Below are 17,018 nucleotides of genomic sequence, written 5' to 3'. Positions count from 1 at the left end.
GACCAGGAACGTCATCCCCACGTACGCCCAGCCGACCAGGACGTCGATGACGTAGTGCTCGCCGCTGTAGACCAACGTGAAGGTCATCGCCAGCGGATAGGCGAGCAGCAGCGGCCACCACCGGCGACGGGTCGAACGCAGGAAGAACAGCACCACGAACAGCGCCCAGGCGGTGTGCAGCGACGGCATCGCGGCGACCGGGTTGGAGGCGATCTGCCCGGCGTTGAGCAGGTTGCCCGCGCCGTGCATGCCGAACTCCTTCCACCCCCGGGTGGAGATCCGGGCGACCTCGCTCAGCAGACCGTTCTGCGCCGCCCACCACGGCGGCGCGGCCGGGTAGTCGAAGTAGGTGACCAGGCCCGCCGCGCACAGGAAACCCCAGCGCCGCATGTACGCCGCCCAGCGCTCGCGGCTGCGCAGCCAGAGCACGGCGGCGGCGGCCAGCGTCACCACGAAGTGGGAGAAGTAGACCCAGCTCACCAGCACGTCCCACCAGCGCACGTCGGGCCGGTAGAGGTGCTGCTGGAGCCAGACCGTCGGCACCTCGCCCCCGGTGGCCCAGCCGAACATCACCCGGTCGGCGACGATCAGCTCGTAGGCGTGCGGGGTCCGGCCGTTGTCGGCGAAGCCCCGGGACAGGTTGTAGACGGCCAGCAGCAGCACCACCGGGATCCAGTCCCGGGCGAAGCGCAGGTGACTGCGCCACGGCCGGCCCCAGTTCCAGGCGACGGTGCCCGCCCAGATCCACAGGAAGGCGTACGCCGGGTCGGTCGGCAGGCCGATGGCCAGCCAGGTCACGACGAAGGCGACGGCCCAGACGGACATCGCTGTCACCCGCCGTCGCCCGCCGACGGACGGGTCGGGGGTGTCGGTCGGGACGGGGGGCGGGGGCTCAGTCACAACGGCCATCGCCGTCAAGGTTAACGGTGGGCGACGCATCGACCACCGCCGACCACCGGTGCGTCGACGGGTGGGTGTCCCGGCCGGCCCGTCGTCCGGTCGGTCCCGGTGCCCCCCCACTAGGCTGAGCGGATGCAGGAACAACCGGACGCCCCGTTCCCACCGGGGTTGACCGCCCGGGTCGAACTGACCGTAACCGGGGCCGACACCGCCGCAGCCGTCGGCTCCGGTGACGTGCCGGTGCTGGCCACCCCCCGGGTGCTCGCCCTCGCCGAGGCGGCCACGGTGGCCGCGACGGCCGCCGGGATGCCCGCCGGGAGCACCACGGTCGGGGTCCGGGTGGAGCTCGCGCACCTGGCCGCCACCCCCGTCGGGCGGACGGTGGTGGCGCACGCCCGGCTGGTCGAGGCCGACGGCCGGCGGTTGCTGTTCGCGGTGACGGTGACCGACGGTGACACCACCGTGGCATCGGGCCGGGTGGAACGGGCGCTCGTCGACCGGCAGCGTTTCATGGCACGGGCGGTGCGGGCGTCGTGACGTTCCGGTTCACGGCGGTCGCCGACGGGGTCCACGTGCTGCGCGAGCCGCTGCTCGACGTCAACGTCACGCTGGTGGTCGGTGACGGCGCGGCGCTGCTGGTGGACACCCTGTCCACCGCCGGGCAGGCCGCCGCGCTGGCGGACGCCGCGCTGGCGGTCACCCCGTACCCGTGGACGCTCGTCAACACCCACCACCACTTCGACCACTGCTTCGGCAACGCGACGCTCGCCGCCGACCCGCCCCGCCCGGTGTACGCCCACGAGGTGGCCGCCGCCGCCCTGCGCGACCGGCCGGAGCAGCTACGCCGGGCGGCGTACGAGGAGATGCGGGCGGAACATCCCACGCTCGCCGCCGAACTGGCCGGGACGACCCTGCTGGCCCCGACGCACACCGTGCACACCGAGACGGTGCTGGATGTCGGGGGCCGGCGGGTGGTGCTGCGGCACCCGGGGCACGGGCACACCGACGCGGATCTGGTGGTGCACGTGCCGGACGCCGACGTGCTGGTCGCCGGGGATCTGGTGGAGCAGTCCGGGCCGCCGGCCTTCGAGGAGTCGTACCCGTTGCAGTGGCCGGACGCGGTGGCCGACCTGCTGCGGATGACCACCCCCGACACGGTGGTGGTGCCGGGCCACGGCACGCCGGTGGACGTGGAGTTCGTCCGGGCCCAGCACGCCCGGCTGGTCGAGCTGGCCTGGCTGATCCGGGCCGCGCACACGGGCGGGGCCCCGCCGGAGCGGGTGGCCGCCGAGTCCCCGTTCGGCGCGCGTCCCGGTCTCGTCGCCGCCCGCCGGGGTTACCGGGAACTCGACGGCACGCCCTGATCCGCCGCCCGTAGCGGCCGGTCCGGGCAGGCTGTCACCGCGCCGCGCACGACCGTCGACCCGGTCGCCGCGGTGACCGGGTGGGCCGCGCTCACTCGGCGAAGCGGCGGCGGACCGCGTCCCGGGTGGGCATGGCGACCGCGCCGCCGGGTGACTCGCAGACCAGGCCGGCGACCCGCAGCGCGAACGCCACCCGCCGGTGCCAGTCGGCCGGCGCGGTCGGTTCCCCGTCGGCGAGCAGTTCGGCGACGAGCGCGGCCATCACCGAGTCGCCCGCGCCGGTGGCGTCCACCGCGCGTACCTTCGGAGCGGGCACCCGGACCGGTTCGGGACCGGCGGCGACCAGGGCACCGTCCGCGCCGAGGGTCACCACCACCGTGCCCGCGCCCAGCTCCCGCAGGTACGCGGCGACCCCCTCGACCGGCTCGTCGGGCCAGAGCAGGGCGGCGTCGGCGCCGCTGAGCTTCACCAGGTGCGCCGAGGCGGCGAACTCCACCACCACCTGGCGCAGGCCGGCCAGTTCCGCCGGGCCGGACAGCAGCCGGGGTCGGACGTTGGGGTCGAAGACCCGCAGGCCGGGCGCGAGCGACCAGGCCCGCCGGGCGGCGGCGAGCGTCGGGGGGCGCAGCAGCACGATCGAGCCGCAGTAGAGCACGTCCGCGCCCTCGACCAGCGCCACGTCCAGGTCGTCGGCGGTGAGCAGGCCGTACGACGGTGGTTCGCCGTAGAACCGGAAGTCCGGTTCCGCCCCGGTGTGGGTGGTGACCGCCAGCGTGGTGGGTGCGGGCACGGTGACCGCGCCGGTCAGCCCGACCCCGGCGTCGGCCAGGAAGCCGCGGATGCGGCCGGCGAGCACGTCGTCGCCGAGGGAGCCGACGAACTCGGCGGTGCCGCCGAGCCGGGCCACCCCGACGGCGACGTTGAGCGGGCCGCCCCCGATCGCCTGCCGGAACACCGGCTGCCCGTCGGACTCGGCGTCCAACAGGTCGATCAGCGCCTCACCGAGCACCACCGCGTACCCCACGTCGCCTCCCAGCGCGTCGTCGTCCGGCTACCAGGCTGGCACAACGGTCCATGCCGATCGGGGCCGGCCGGGCAACCAGATCCCACCCATCGAGCAACGGCTATTGCGTGGTTCATCCGGGCGTGATGGTATTGAGGTGCCGGGCCGGCGCGGAGGGCTGCCGCACCCGCTCGGCGATCAGCTGGGGTCTGACGCGAGAGGCACCGGTCCGTGGGCACGGACCGCCGACGGCGCGCGTCCGTCGGCCCCTGTCGGGCCGCCGGCCAGAGCCGCGACCGACGCATCCCCCACCCTTGTGCGGGGCGGGCGCTCGCGCCACCCCGCGGATCAGGAGAAGCTCGTGCTCCGTTCCCGTACGGCCGCGTTGTTCACCGCGGCCGCCACCCTCGCCTTCGGGGCCGTGGCCCTGACGGTGCAGGCCGAACCGGCTGCCGCCCACGGCACGCCGATCGTGCCGGGCAGCCGGACCTACCTGTGCTGGCAGGACGGCCTGAGCCCGACCGGTGAGATCAGGCCGAACAACCCGGCCTGCTCCGCCGCCGTCGCCCAGAGCGGCACCAACTCCCTCTACAACTGGTTCAGCGTGCTCCGCTCGGACGCCGGTGGCCGCACCGTCGGGTTCATCCCCGACGGCAAGCTGTGCAGCGGCGGCAACACCGGTTTCGCCGGGTACGACCTGGCCCGCACCGACTGGCCGCTGACCCACCTGACGTCCGGCGCACGGCTGGACTTCAAGTACAGCAACTGGGCCCACCACCCGGGCACCTTCTACTTCTACGTGACGAAGGACAGCTGGAGCCCGACCCGGCCGCTGGCCTGGAGTGACCTGGAGGAGCCCTTCCTCACGGTGACCAACCCGCCCCAGCGGGGCGCGTCGGGCACCAACGAGGGGCACTACTACTTCAGCGGGAACCTGCCGTCGGGCAAGTCCGGCCGGCACATCATCTACTCCCGCTGGGTCCGCTCGGACAGCCAGGAGAACTTCTTCGGCTGCTCGGACGTCACCTTCGACGGTGGCAACGGCCAGGTGACCGGGGTCGGCAGCGGCAACAACCCGACCACGCCGCCGCCGACCACCACCCCGCCGCCGACCACGCCCCCGCCGACCACCCCGCCGCCGACCACCACCCCGCCGCCGCCGACCACGACCCCGCCGCCGACCACCACGCCGCCGCCGGGCAACAGCGACTGCATGGCGGTCTACAAGGTGGTCAGCGCCTGGTCCGGTGGGTTCCAGGGTGAGGTCACCATCATGAACCACAGCACCCGTACCTACGGGGGCTGGGCGGCGAGCTGGACCTGGCCCAACGGGCAGGTGATCTCGCAGGTCTGGAACGGCTCGCTGAGCACCAGCGGGTCGACGGTGACCGTCACCAACGCCGCGTACAACGGCTCGATCGCGCCGGAGAAGACGACCACGTTCGGCTTCACGGCGAGCAGCTCCGGCACCAACGGGCTGCCGACGGTCTCCTGCTCCGGCCGGTGACCCGACGCTGAACGCGCACACCGGAGGCCCCCACCCGATCGGGTGGGGGCCTCCGGTCCGTCCGGGCCCCGGTGTCCGTCGCGGCGGTGCCGACGGGACCGGGGGCGGGGTCAGCGGACCATGCTGCCGACCACCGGCTTGGTGAGCAGCGCCGACTGGTTGCGCTGGATACCCGGGTCGAGGGTCTTGGCCACGAAGATGGCGTGCCAGATGCAGAAGATCAGCACCGTCCACACCTTGCGGGAGTTGTCCGCCTCCTCGCGCTTGTGCTCCTCCAGCAGCCGCATCGCGTACGACAGGTCGATCAGGTCGCCGGCGGCGGAGGTGGACAGCACGTGCCGGGCCCACTCGTACATCTCGCCGCGCAGCCAGACCCGGGTCGGGGTGGGAAAGCCCAGCTTCCTGCGGTTGACGATGGCCGGCGGCACGACGCCCTGCAACGCCTGGCGCATGGCGTACTTGGTGGCGTCGGAGCGGGGCGGCAGCTTCAGGTCGACCGGGATGGTCGACGCCACGTCGAAGACCATCCGGTCCAGGAACGGCACCCGGACCTCCAGGGAGTGCGACATGGAGATCCGGTCCGCCTTGACCAGGATGTCGCCGCGCAGCCAGGTGTACAGGTCGACGTACTGCATCTTGGTGACGTCGTCGAGTTCGGTGCACTCGGCGTAGATCGGGGCGGTGACGTCGGTGTAGCGCACCGACGGGTCGTAGCGGCGCAGCAGGTGCCGCTTCTCCTCCTCGGTGAACATCCGGGCGTTGCCGTAGTAGCGCTGCTCGATCGGGGTGGTGCCGCGCTCCAGGAAGCTCTTGCCCTTGACCCCCTGCGGGATCGCCTTGGAGACCGCCCGCAGGCCCTTCTGCACCCCGCCGGGCAGGCCGTTGACGGTGCCGAGGGAGAGCGGCTCGCGGTAGATGGTGTAGCCGCCGAAGAACTCGTCGGCGCCCTCGCCGGAGAGCACCACCGTGACGTGCTCGGCGGCCTTCTTGGCCACGAAGTAGAGCGGGACCAGCGCCGGGTCGGCCACCGGGTCGTCCAGGTGCCAGACGATCTTCGGCAGCGCCTCGATCATGTCCTGCGGGCCGATCTTGGTGGCGATGGTGGTCACGTCGAGGTGCCGGGCCGAGTCCTGGGCCACGTCGATCTCGGAGTAGCCGGGCACGTCGTAGCCGACGGTGAAGGTGAGGATGTTGGGGTTGAACTCGCGGGCCAGGGCCACCACGGCGGTGGAGTCGATGCCGCTGGACAGGAACGAGCCGACCGGCACGTCGGAGCGCATGTGCATCCGGACGCTCTCCCGCAGCGTCTCCCGGATCTCGTGGTAGAGCCGCTGCTCGTCGGCGACCGGGGCGGGCCGGAACACCGGCCGGTACCAGCGCCGCACGTCCAGCCGGCCCCCCGGCGACCAGGTCAGGTACTCCCCGGAGCCGATCCGGCTGATCCCCTGGTGCAGGGTGCCGGGCTCGGGGACGTACTGGAGGGTGAGGTAGTGGCTGAGGTTGGCGGTGTCGATGCCGGCGTCACCCTGGTAGTAGGAGTGCGCGAAGGGCAGCAGCGCCTTCTTCTCGGAGGCGAGGTAGAGCCCGTCGGCGGTCTCCAGGTAGTGCAGCGGCTTGATGCCGAAGTAGTCCCGCGCGCCGAACGCCCGGCGCTCCTGCCGGTCCCAGATGACGAACGCGAACATGCCGCGCAGCCGGGTGAGCACCTGCTCGCCCCAGTAGTGGTAGCCGGCGACGATCACCTCGCCGTCCCCGGCGGTGGCGAACTGGGCGCCGAAGCTGCGGGCCAGCTCCTCACGCAGCTCGATGTAGTTGTAGATCTCGCCGTTGAAGGTCAGCAGGTAGCGACCGTTGGCATAGGGCAGCGGCTCGTGGCTGGACGCCACGTCGATGATGGCCAGCCGCTTGTGGGCGAACACCCCGTCCGCGTAGTGGCCGGTGGCGTCGCCGACCACCTCGACCCCTGTCTCGTCCGGTCCGCGGTGGTGCAGGCATTCCAACGCCCCCGCGATGTTGTCGCGGTGGGCGGCGGCGTTGCCGTTCGCGCTGAAGAAGGCCAGGAGTCCGCACATGGCCGACATCTTTCCACGCGGCGCAATCCGTCCGCGCGGCACCGCAGGCTCTGTCCCCCTCCCCACGGCACGATCCGCCGGGCCCCGACCCCGGGCCCCGGACGGGGTCGGGCCACCCGGACGGCGTCGGGTGCGGGCGGGGCGTCGGGTGCGGGACCGCAGGCACCCCGTCCGGGCGGAGCCGGAGTACCGTCTGGACGAGCGACGAGGCGAAGGGAGCCGACATGGCCGAGGAACGGACGGACGGCAAGCCGGCGGACGGCACCGAATCGCACGATCCGGACTTTCCGGAGGCGTTCCTGTCCTTCATGCGGCAGGGCTGGCGGGACACCAGCCTGCCGGTCGGTCCCCGGCCGGAGGTTCCCCACCACGCCAAGCGGCGGGAAGCCCTGTCCGCGGCCTTCCCGGGCGAGACGCTGGTCATCCCCACCGGCACCGAGAAGGTACGCGCCAACGACACCGACCACCCGTTCCGGCCGGGCAGCGACTTCGCCTACCTGACCGGCGACCACGAACCGGACAGCGTCCTGGTGCTGCGACCCAACGGCTCGGGGCACGACGCGACGCTGTTCATGCGTCCCCGGTCCTCGCGGGAGACCGACGAGTTCTTCCGCAGCCGGCACGGCGAGCTGTGGGTGGGCCGCCGGCACACCCTGGCCGAGAAGTCCACCGAGCTGGGCCTGGCCACCGAGGACCTGTCCGCGCTGGACGGGGCGCTGGCCCGGATGGCACCGGGTCGGACCCGGGTGCTGCGCGGCTTCGACCGGCGGGTCGACGAGGCGGTACGCCCGTGGGACGGCCCCCGCGAGGAGGGGCAGCCGGGCCGGGACCGGGAGCTGGCGGTCGCGATCGCCGAGCTGAAGCTGGTCAAGGACGAGTGGGAGGTCGCCCAGCTCCAGGAGGCGGTCGACGCCACCGTACGCGGCTTCGAGGACGTGGCCCGCGCGCTGCCGGCCGACCGGGGTGTCTCCGAGCGGCTGCTGGAGGGGATCTTCGCGCTGCGGGCCCGGCACGACGGCAACGACGTCGGCTACGGCTCGATCGTCGGCGCGGGCGAGCACGCGACGATCCTGCACTGGGTGCACAACCACGGCGCGACCCGCCCGGGTGAGCTGCTGCTGATGGACATGGGTGTGGAGAACCGCAACCTCTACACCGCCGACGTGACCCGGGTGCTGCCGGTGAACGGCCGGTTCACCCCGCTGCAACGCCAGGTCTACGACGCGGTGTACGCGGCACAGCAGGCCGGCATCGACGCGATCCGCCCGGGGGTCGGCTTCCGTGACGTGCACCTGACCTCGATGCGGGTGCTCGCCGAGGCGTTGAAGGATCTCGGTCTGCTCCCGGTGAGCGTCGACGAGGCGATGGACCCGGCCTCCACGGTCTACCGGCGGTGGACCCTGCACGGCACCAGCCACATGCTCGGCATCGACGTGCACGACTGCTCGAACGCCCGCAAGGAGAAGTACCGCGACGGAGCGCTGGGTGAGGGCTACGTGCTCACCGTCGAGCCGGGGCTGTACTTCCAGCCGGAGGACGAGCTGGTCCCCGAGGAGCTGCGCGGCATCGGCGTCCGGATCGAGGACGACATCCTGGTCACGGCGACCGGCTCGGTGAACCTGTCGGCGGGTCTGCCCCGCCGCTCGGACGAGGTGGAGACCTGGCTGGCCGAGCAGCGTGAGGCGGGTCCCCGCCTGCCCGGCTGACCCCCGCACCCACCGCGACGGCCCCGCCGGCGGACGCGTCCCGCCCCTCGGCGGACGCCTCCGGCGGCGGGGCCGTCGTCGTTGCTGCCCACACCGCACCGGCGCTCCCGCGCGGATCACACCACGGAGGGCCTGCTCGTCCCCAGGGTCACCGACCGCCGGAACGTGTAAATAAGGCGGGCTTTCCTCGGGTTTGACCTCATAGCGAGGAACCTTCTCATACCGTGGGTTTCGGGAGCTACAACCGATTTGTAGCAGGGGACGTCCGCTCAGGCGCGGCGACCCTGTCTGGTACGAGGAGAGGGCAGAGAGCTCCGATGTCCAACTACCTAACGAACAACGAAGCCTCCGCGCGGGCGACGGGGAGCAGGAGCCGTCGCAAGCTCTGGCTCGCCAGTGGCGTCGCCGGGTTGACAGGTGTGGTCAGTCTCGCCGCGGTGGGCGTCGCCGGCAGCGCCGGGGCGGTCGGGGTGAGCGGACTGAAGTGGAACACCACTCAGCAGGTCACCAAGGACGGCGACCAGGGTCGCGGCGACGAGGGCCGCGGCGAGGAGGGTCCGGACCGTGGCGGCAAGGACGACCGCGACGGCAAGGACCACGAACGTGGGAAGGAGGTGCCCTGCGACACCGACCGGCTCATCCAGGCGATCGTCTTCGCCAACAGCCGCGACGGCGGTGTGCTGGACCTGGCCAAGGGCTGCACCTACAACCTGACCCGCAACCAGGACGGCAACGGCCTGCCGGTGATCACCCAGGACATCACCCTGCGGGGTGAGCACACCACGATCACCCGGGACGCCACCGCCGACTACTTCCGGATCCTCAACGTGGGTCCGGGCGGTCACCTGAACCTCAAGGGGCTGACCATCAAGGGTGGGCAGACCATCGAGGCGCTGCAGCCGGTCTCCCCGGCAGCGGTGTGGGGGGCCTACTCGGACTCCCAGGCGATCGCCGCCCAGGTCAAGGCCGGCACCCCGCTGGCCCAGGCGCTCGCCGCCCGTAAGGCGAACCCGAAGGCCGGCCTGAAGGCCGCGCCGAAGGCCGCCCGCAAGGCCGCGGTGAAGGCCGCGCCGAAGGCCAAGCCGGGGAAGGTCAGCACGCTGATCGAGGAGCCGGGCGTCAACGACGGCGCCGGGATCCTGGTGCAGCCGGGTGGCACCGCCAACCTGTTCGACACCTCGGTCGTGCTGAACCAGTCCGGCGGCAACGGCGGCGGGCTGGCCAACTTCGGCACCACGTCGCTGCGGCACACCGAGGTCGCCCACAACACCGCCTTCTTCTTCGGCGGGGGCATCTTCAACGCCGGCCTGCTCACGGTCGACGAGTCCACGATCACCGACAACACCGCCATCGTCGGTGGCGGCGGTGTCTCCAACGGCGCCGCGGAGATCTTCACCGAGGACGTCGACGGCGGCACCGTCCTGATCGAGAAGTCCAAGGTCACCGACAACGAGACGCTCGGCTTCGGCGGTGGCGTGCTCGACATCGGCGGCAACACCACCGTGCGCTACTCCGAACTGCTGTCGAACACCGCGGTGCTCGCCGGTGGCGGTCTCGCGGTGGCGGACGCCCAGGTCAACGTCGACCACTCGACGGTGGCCAAGAACAGCACCGCCGGTGTCGGCGGTGGCGTGGCCGTCGCGTTCGACAGCGCGGTCACCATCGAGAAGAGCCACCTCAAGGAGAACACCGCCGGCTTCTTCGGCGGCGGGCTGTTCAACGCGGACAGCGTCACCACGGTGCGCGAGTCCGAGGTCGTCGCCAACCGGGCCCTCGGTCCGATCGGCGTCGGCGGCGGCATCTTCAACATCTTCGGCGAGGTCAACCTCAGCCGGACGAAGGTCGCCAACAACTTCGCCACCCTCGCCCCCGGCGGTGTGTTCACCTTCGAGGGCGTGGTGAACGTGGACGACAAGTCCGCGATCGTCGCGAACCGTCCGACCAACTGCCTGGCCATCCCGGGCGACACCATTCCGAACTGCTTCGGCTGAGCATCCTCGGGTGACGTGCGGCCGGTGACGGCGGCACACCGGGCAGGACACGCACCGGCCCCCCTCCGCGACACGCGGAGGGGGGCCGGTCGTCGTCCGCGTCAGCGTTGCACGAAGACCGCCACGCTGCGCGCCGGCACGGTGAAGGTGCCCGCCGACCGGTCGAACGACGCGGTCCGCAGCGCCGGGTCGGCCGAGCCGGCCAGCACCGGGTGCAGGGCGGTGTCGGTGCCCCGGAGCCCGGCCACCGTCTGCTTCGCCGTCGCCGGGGTGGCGTTGAAGACCACGGTCACGGTCTTCCACCGGCCATCGAGCCCCCGGGCGTCAAGCGTCATGGTGAGCACCCCCGGGGTCTCCTTCGCCCCGGACAGCGGGAACGCGACCCGCTGCTGCACCTGCGCGGCGGTGGTCAGCCCGAACACCGGCGACGACCGCCGGATCTCCAGCAGCTCCGCGTACCGGGCGTCGGCCAGGTCGATCGCGGCGCAGCCGGGCACCAGGGCCGGGTCGGCCAGCAACGGTTTGGCGTACGGCCACTTGTCCTGGTTGTCGGCCGCCGGGGGCAGCCCGGCACCGAACCCGTTGCCCCGGGCGCAGTCCCACCGGATCTGGTTGAACCAGTCACCGGAGTTGTAGGAGTTGCGGTCCAGCGACTTCGAGCGCAGCCGCTCGGACCCGGCCGCCACGAACCCGGTGCCCTGCCCGAGCGCGGTGGTGGCCAGGGCCAGCACCTGCATCCGGGCCCGGTCCGTCGCCGAGGTGCCGGTCGGCAGCTTGTACGCCAGCGCGTCGTACAGGATCTCGTTGTCGTGCGCGTCGACGTAGGTGACCGCCTCGCCGGGGGCGGCGGTGTAGCCGGCCGGGGAGCCGTTGTAGTCGACCTGCGCCCCGGTGACCTGCCGGCCGGCGGAGTCGGTGAACCGGTAGTCGCGCAGGTTGCCGGTCAACCCGACCTTGATCAGGTCCTGGTGGCGCAGCAGCCGGGCCTTCTGCTCGGCGGCGGTGCCGTTGACGTCGTCGCCGTTGGGGTCGGTGTACAGGCCGGAGGCGAAGCCCTGCACGCGCGGGTTGCCGTCGAACGGGCCGCCACCGCGGACCGCGTCGCGGAGCCGGTCGTTGAAGGTGCCGATCCCGGTGCCGGCCATGTTGGCCTGGGTGGCCTGCACGAACCGGGCGTCGTCGGCGACCTCGCCGAAGTTCCAGCCCTCGCCGTAGAGCAGGATCTTCTTCCCGTCGACGCCGTCGCGGGCGAGGGTCAGCTTGTCCAGCGCGGCCCGTACGGCCAGGATGTTCGCCTTCGGGTGGTGGCCCATCAGGTCGAACCGGAAGCCGTCCACCTTGTACTGCTTCGCCCAGGTGACCAGCGAGTCGACCACCAGCTTGCCCATCATGGCGTGCTCGGGGGCGGTGTTGGCGCAGCAGGTCGAGTTGGCGACGGTGCCGTCGTCGAGCAGCCGGTGGTAGTAGCCGGGCACCACCTGGTCCAGCACCGACTTCTCGTCGGTGCCGGCGGCGGAGGTGTGGTTGTAGACCACGTCCAGCACCACCCGCAGGCCGGCGCCGTTGACCCCGGCGACCATCCGGCGGAACTCGGCGGTCCGCCGCGCCCCGTCCGGGTCGACGGCGTAGCCGCCCTCGGGGACGGTGTAGTGCAGCGGGTCGTACCCCCAGTTGTAGCCGTCGGTGTCGGCGACCGCCGCGACGCACGCCTGCTGCCGGTCGGAGTCCGGGGGCAGCGCCGCCAGGTCGCAGTCGGGCTGCCGCTGGTCGGCCCGCTTCTCGGGGATGGTGGCGAAGTCGAACACCGGCAGCAGGTGCAGGTAGTTGACCCCGGCGTCGCCGAGCGCCTTCAGGTGTTTCATGCCGGCCGTGCCCGGGTCGGTGAAGGCCAGGTAGGTGCCCCGCCGGTCGGCCGGCACGGTGTCGTCGGCGATGGAGAAGTCGCGTACCGACAGCTCGGAGATCTGCGCCTGCGACGCGGGAGGCGCGGCCGGCTTACGCAGCCCGGACCAGCCGGGCGGGGCGAGCGCCGGGTCGGTCAGGTCGACGATCTGGCTGTGCGTGGAGTCGGCCGCGAGCGCCACCGAGTAGGGGTCGGTGACCGACGCGGTGACGATCTTCTGGGCGGCCGGCTGCCAGGCTTGCACCCGGTAGCGGTAGTAGCGGCCGGTCCAGTCGCGGCTGCCGCGTACCGACCAGACGCCGGTGTGGTCGTCGCGACGCATCGCCACCGTGCGTGACGACGCCGACGGCGTGTCGGACAGTTCGAGGGTGACCGTACGGGCGGTGGGCGCCCAGACCGCGAGGGTGGGCACCTTGCCGCTGAAGGTGACCCCGAGCGTCGCGTCGGTGGCGGCGCGGTAGACGTCGTCGAGCACCCCGGGGATCTGCACCCCGGTCGCGCGCAGCAGCGCGCCCCGGGCGTCCCGCTCGGTCACCACGAGCTGCCCGCGCAGCGCCGCCGGCACCTTCGCCAGGTCGGCCCGGTCGAGGTGGAACGCCTGGTGGGCCCACAGGTGCGGGAAGGCCGCCCGCTGGGCCTCGGTGAGCCCGTTGCGCTGCGCCCGCAACGGCAGCGAGGTGTACGTCCCGGACAGCTCGCCGTCGACCACACCCAGCCCGCCCGCCGGTGCCGCCACCAGGGCGTACGCCCTGCCGTCGGTCGGGCCGACGGCCCAGGTGACGGTGGACCTGTCGATCCACTGCGCCTGCTGTTTCGTGATGTCGAGGTCCTTCGTCGTTCCGGTGGCGGTGGCGGGGAGCAGCCGGCCGGGCACCCCGCCCAGCAGCCAGACCTCGTGGCCGACCCCGGTCAGGTCGAGTCGCTGGTCGTCGGGCTGATCCTTGGTGTCACCCCGGTGGATGATGTAGTTGAGCCCGGTCGCGCCGGCCGCCAGCGGCACCCGGAACAGCGCGCCGAACGAGTCGACCTTCTCGGGCGGCAGCGGGCTGGCCCAGTCGGTCGGGGTGGCCGCCCCGTCCCACAGGTGCAGGCCCCAGCCGGCGTAGTCGTTGTCGGCCTTGCGCCAGTGGATGATCGCGGTGCCCGCGTCGACGGGTGGGTCGGGTTCGCCGGTGGCGGCCTGCCGGGTGGGATAGAGCGCCGGGTCGCCCTGCTTGACCCAGACCTCGCCGGTGGTGGTCACGTCGATGGTGCGGTCGTTGGCGACGTCCTTGGTGCCGGCCTTGTCGACCACGAGGAATCCGACGGACGTCGCGCCGGGCTTGAGCTTCACCCAGGCGAACCGGCCGTACGGGTCCTCCCCGGCGAACGGCTGCCCGGCGGGCCACTGCGTGACGTACGCCGGGTCGAGGTCACCCCAGGCGTACAGTCCCCAGTCGGCGTAGTCCCCGGCGGGGCGCTGGTAGTGCACCACCACCCAGTCCCGGGACGCGCCCTGCGCGGGGGTGCCGACCACCCCGGTCGACCGGGTGGCGGTCGTCCGCCCCTTCCCGTCGCGGACCACCGCCTTGTATTCGACCCGGGTGCCCCCGGCGAGCCCGGTCAGGTCGTGGTGCACGGTGTACGGCGCGGTGTGCGCGCTGCCCAGCAGGGTCCACTTTCCACCCGCGACCCGGGCGGCGACGGTGACGGTGGCCAGCGGGTCACCTGTCACCTGCGCGGTGACGGCGGCCCGGGTGGCGACCGGGTCGGTGCCCGGCTCGGTGAGGGTGACGGTCGGCTTCGTGGTGGCCTGCGGCACGGGCCGACCGGCCCGGAGCACCACGGCCGAACCGGCGGGCACGGTCAGGTTCAGCTTTCCGTCGGTGCCGGCGGTCGGGGTGGCCGTGCCGCCGTAGATGCCGGTGAAGGTGGTGCCGGGTGACCAGGTCTGCACGGTGACAGTCTGCGGGGTGCCGGCGTTGTTCACCGCGGCGAGGTACTCGGTGCGGTCGGCCGGGGAGATCCGGGAGAAGGCGAAGACACCGGGCCCGTCGGCGGCGTACCGGGTGACCTGCACGCCGTCGCGCAGGCCGGGGTGCGCGGCCCGCAGCCGGCCCAGCTCGGCGATGGTGCGGTACAGCGGGTGGGTGGTGTCGAACTGGTCGCTGGCGTGGGTGCGGGTGGTGCCGATCAGGTCGTCGTCGAGGTAGTCCGCCGTGCGGGTGGCGAACATGTCCTGCCGGGCGTCCTTGTCCCCGCCCGGCCCGGTGAAGCCCTGCTCGTCGCCGGAGTAGACGACCGGCTGCCCACGGGTGAGGAACATCAGCTGGTGGGCGAGGCGGTCCCGGCCGAGCTGACGGGCGTCGTCACCTCCGGCGGCGGCGATGAACGAGCCGATCCGGCCCATGTCGTGGTTGCCGAGGAAGGTGGTCAGCCGGCCGGCGTCGGTGTCCCGGGCGGCGTACAGCGGGTCCTTGGCGTAGACGTCGGCCAGCGCCTTCGCCGATCCGTCGGCGGTGACGTAACCGCGCGCCGCCTCCTGGAAGGAGAAGTCGAGGGTGGCCGGCAGCCCGCCACGCCGCACGTAGGTGGAGGTGACCTCCTGGTCGGCGCTGTAGACCTCGCCGAACATGAAGAAGTCCTTCTTACCGGCCTTGTCGGCGGCGCGCTTGATGCCCTGGCTGAACTGCGGCCAGAAGTCGAGGTTGACGTGCTTGACGGTGTCCAGCCGGAACCCGTCGACGTCGGTGCTGGCGATCCAGTCGCCGTACGCCTTGGTCAGGCCCCGGACCACCTCGGGCCGCTCGGTCCACAGGTCGTCGAGGCCGTAGAAGTCGCCGTACTCGCTGTTCTCACCGGCGAAGGTGGAGTCGCCCCGGTTGTGGTACATCGTCGGGTCGTTCAGCCAGGCCGGGACCTTGACCTTCGCGTCGGCGGGGCTGGCGAAGGTCGGCGTGTACGCCCCGGAGTCCCGGTTCACCTTCGGGAAGGCCCGGGTGCCGTCGGCGTAGTTGCGGTCCTCGAACTCGCGTCCCTGCGCGTCGGTGTACGGCGACGTCTTCTTGTCGATGTACGCGTACCTGTCCTCGGCATATTTGATGACGTCGGCGGTGTGGTTGACGATGACGTCGAGGTAGACCCTGATGCCCCGCTGGTGGGCCAGTTTCACCAGCCGCTTCATCTCCTCGTTGGTGCCGAAGTGCGGGTCGACCTGGGTGAAGTCGGTGATCCAGTAGCCGTGGTAGCCGGCGGAGACGTCCGCGCCGCTGCCCTGCACGGGCCGGTTCTTGAACACCGGCGCGAGCCAGATGGCGGTGGTGCCGAGCCCCTGGATGTAGTCGAGCTTGTCGATGACGCCCTTGAGGTCGCCGCCGTGGTAGAAGCCCTTGTCGGTCGGGTCGAGGCCGGTACGCAGCCGGTCCCCGGTCAGGCCACCGGTGTCGTTGCGGCGGTCGCCGTTGGCGAAGCGGTCCGGCAGGACGAAGTAGAACTGTTCGTTACGTCCCTGACCGGTGCCGGCGGCGAGCAGCGCGTCGGTGGAGGGTTCGGCGCCCCACGGGGCGGCGCCGGCCGCGGCGAGGGCGTCGATGGTGGACGGCCGGTCGGTGGCGTCGGCACCGAGTTGCCGGACGGCGACCGGGACGCCGACGAGAGCGAGGGTGAGGGTGGAGACCAGAGCGAGCAGCGCCTTGCGCGGCAACGGGGGTGTCATCGACGGCCTTCCTATGGTCGCTGATTCGCCCGCACGCTAGCCCTTGCCGAAAGAATCTGCAATACCTTGCAAACACTGCGGCAATACGGCAGTAACCTTGCAGAACTCGGGATCACCGGCGGCGGCAGCGCCCACGGCCGGACGGCGGCGTGGTCGGCGCGGCGGACCGGCAGCCGGTGGGTCAGAGGCCGGAGCAGGGCACCCCGTCGACCGTGCACCGCGACGGCCGGATGCTGCCGCCGGTGTTCTCGAAGTGGAACCGCAACGGCACCGAGGCACCGGGCCCGACGTTCACCCCGCTGGTGTACGTGAACACCCCGCCGGACATCCGGGGAGTGCCCTGCGGGGCGCCCTCGACCCACGAGGTGACCAGCCGGCTGCCCGGTGGCGGCACCAACCGGACCGTCCACGGCCGGGACACCCGGTCGCGGTTGTAGAGCAGCACCTCACCGATGAACGCCTCGTTGTTCCAACTGTCCCGCACGCTGAACCGGCCGGAGACCGGCGACGACGGCGGCGCGGCGGGCGGTGGCGGTGGCGGTGGCGGTGGCGCGGGGGTGGTCGGCCGGGGCTGCTCACCGCCCGGGTCGTCGGGCGGTGACTCGACCCCACCGGCCGGCGGGTCGGACAGGTCGTCCCCGCCCGACGGCTCGCCCGGTACGACCACCACGGGCACCTCGACCGGAGGCGTGTCGGTGCGGCGGGGCGTCAGCCAGGGGACCACCTGTTCGGGGAGGTTCGCCGCCACCCGGGCCGGGTTGGTCGCCCCCGAGCCCGGCAGCGAGTACGTCGGCAGCGGATCGGCCGGCCGGGCCTCGAACGCCGGCCCCCGGCTGCGGTACGACGCCAACGCGACGATCAGGAGCACCACCATCACC

10 protein-coding genes are annotated in these 17,018 nt (G+C 72.3%); 5 read left to right on the top strand and 5 right to left on the bottom strand.

Going from position 1 to position 17,018, the window contains the following annotated elements; translation table 11 throughout:
• Nucleotides 1-909, bottom strand: a 909-nt coding sequence (locus ACOJTC_RS31605; protein WP_420119624.1) for a phosphatase PAP2 family protein, incomplete at its 3' end; no start/stop codon positions are given.
• Nucleotides 910-1,032: 123 nt separating this feature from the next.
• Here ACOJTC_RS31605 and ACOJTC_RS31600 point away from each other — a divergent pair.
• The gene (locus tag ACOJTC_RS31600; RefSeq protein ID WP_420119623.1) at nt 1,033-1,437 is read left to right on the top strand and encodes a thioesterase family protein; all 405 of its coding nucleotides are present in this window, start codon (nt 1,033-1,035) and stop codon (nt 1,435-1,437) included.
• Complete coding sequence (locus tag ACOJTC_RS31595; RefSeq protein WP_420119622.1) at nt 1,434-2,264, top strand: MBL fold metallo-hydrolase; 831 nt, start codon at nt 1,434-1,436, stop codon at nt 2,262-2,264. Before ACOJTC_RS31600 ends, ACOJTC_RS31595 begins: the two co-directional genes overlap by 4 nt.
• Before the next feature lie 91 nt (nt 2,265-2,355).
• Here the strand turns inward: ACOJTC_RS31595 and ACOJTC_RS31590 are convergent, their stop codons facing one another.
• Nucleotides 2,356-3,288, bottom strand: coding sequence for a carbohydrate kinase family protein (locus ACOJTC_RS31590; RefSeq protein ID WP_420119621.1), 933 nt, complete (start codon nt 3,286-3,288; stop codon nt 2,356-2,358).
• 340 nt (nt 3,289-3,628) lie between these two features.
• On the opposite strand from ACOJTC_RS31590, the gene ACOJTC_RS31585 reads away from it, so the two are divergent.
• Nucleotides 3,629-4,774: a lytic polysaccharide monooxygenase gene (locus ACOJTC_RS31585; RefSeq protein ID WP_357931942.1), complete on the top strand. Its 1,146-nt coding sequence runs from the start codon at nt 3,629-3,631 to the stop codon at nt 4,772-4,774.
• Between the two features lie 110 nt (nt 4,775-4,884).
• Here ACOJTC_RS31585 and asnB read toward each other — a convergent pair whose 3' ends face one another.
• The gene (asnB, locus tag ACOJTC_RS31580) at nt 4,885-6,846 is read right to left on the bottom strand and encodes an asparagine synthase (glutamine-hydrolyzing) (protein ID WP_420119620.1); all 1,962 of its coding nucleotides are present in this window, start codon (nt 6,844-6,846) and stop codon (nt 4,885-4,887) included.
• Between the two features lie 224 nt (nt 6,847-7,070).
• On the opposite strand from asnB, the gene ACOJTC_RS31575 reads away from it, so the two are divergent.
• The gene (locus ACOJTC_RS31575; protein WP_420119619.1) at nt 7,071-8,552 is read left to right on the top strand and encodes an aminopeptidase P family protein; all 1,482 of its coding nucleotides are present in this window, start codon (nt 7,071-7,073) and stop codon (nt 8,550-8,552) included.
• Nucleotides 8,553-8,869: 317 nt separating this feature from the next.
• On the top strand, nt 8,870-10,543 hold the full coding sequence (locus tag ACOJTC_RS31570; protein ID WP_420119618.1) for a right-handed parallel beta-helix repeat-containing protein: 1,674 nt from the start codon (nt 8,870-8,872) through the stop codon (nt 10,541-10,543).
• Nucleotides 10,544-10,644: 101 nt separating this feature from the next.
• Here the strand turns inward: ACOJTC_RS31570 and pulA are convergent, their stop codons facing one another.
• Both pulA and ACOJTC_RS31560 read right to left on the bottom strand, forming a co-directional pair.
• Nucleotides 10,645-16,140 carry a pullulanase-type alpha-1,6-glucosidase gene (gene pulA / locus ACOJTC_RS31565; RefSeq protein WP_420119617.1) on the bottom strand — a complete coding sequence of 1,832 codons (5,496 nt, stop codon included), beginning with the start codon at nt 16,138-16,140 and terminating at the stop codon, nt 10,645-10,647.
• Between the two features lie 181 nt (nt 16,141-16,321).
• On the bottom strand, nt 16,322-17,018 hold a 697-nt coding region (locus ACOJTC_RS31560; RefSeq protein WP_420119616.1), incomplete at its 5' end, for a hypothetical protein.

This window comes from Micromonospora sp., assembly GCF_048594385.1.
Classification (GTDB): Bacteria; Actinomycetota; Actinomycetes; order Mycobacteriales; family Micromonosporaceae; genus Micromonospora; species Micromonospora wenchangensis.
This window is presented reverse-complemented; position numbering and strand designations above follow the sequence as displayed.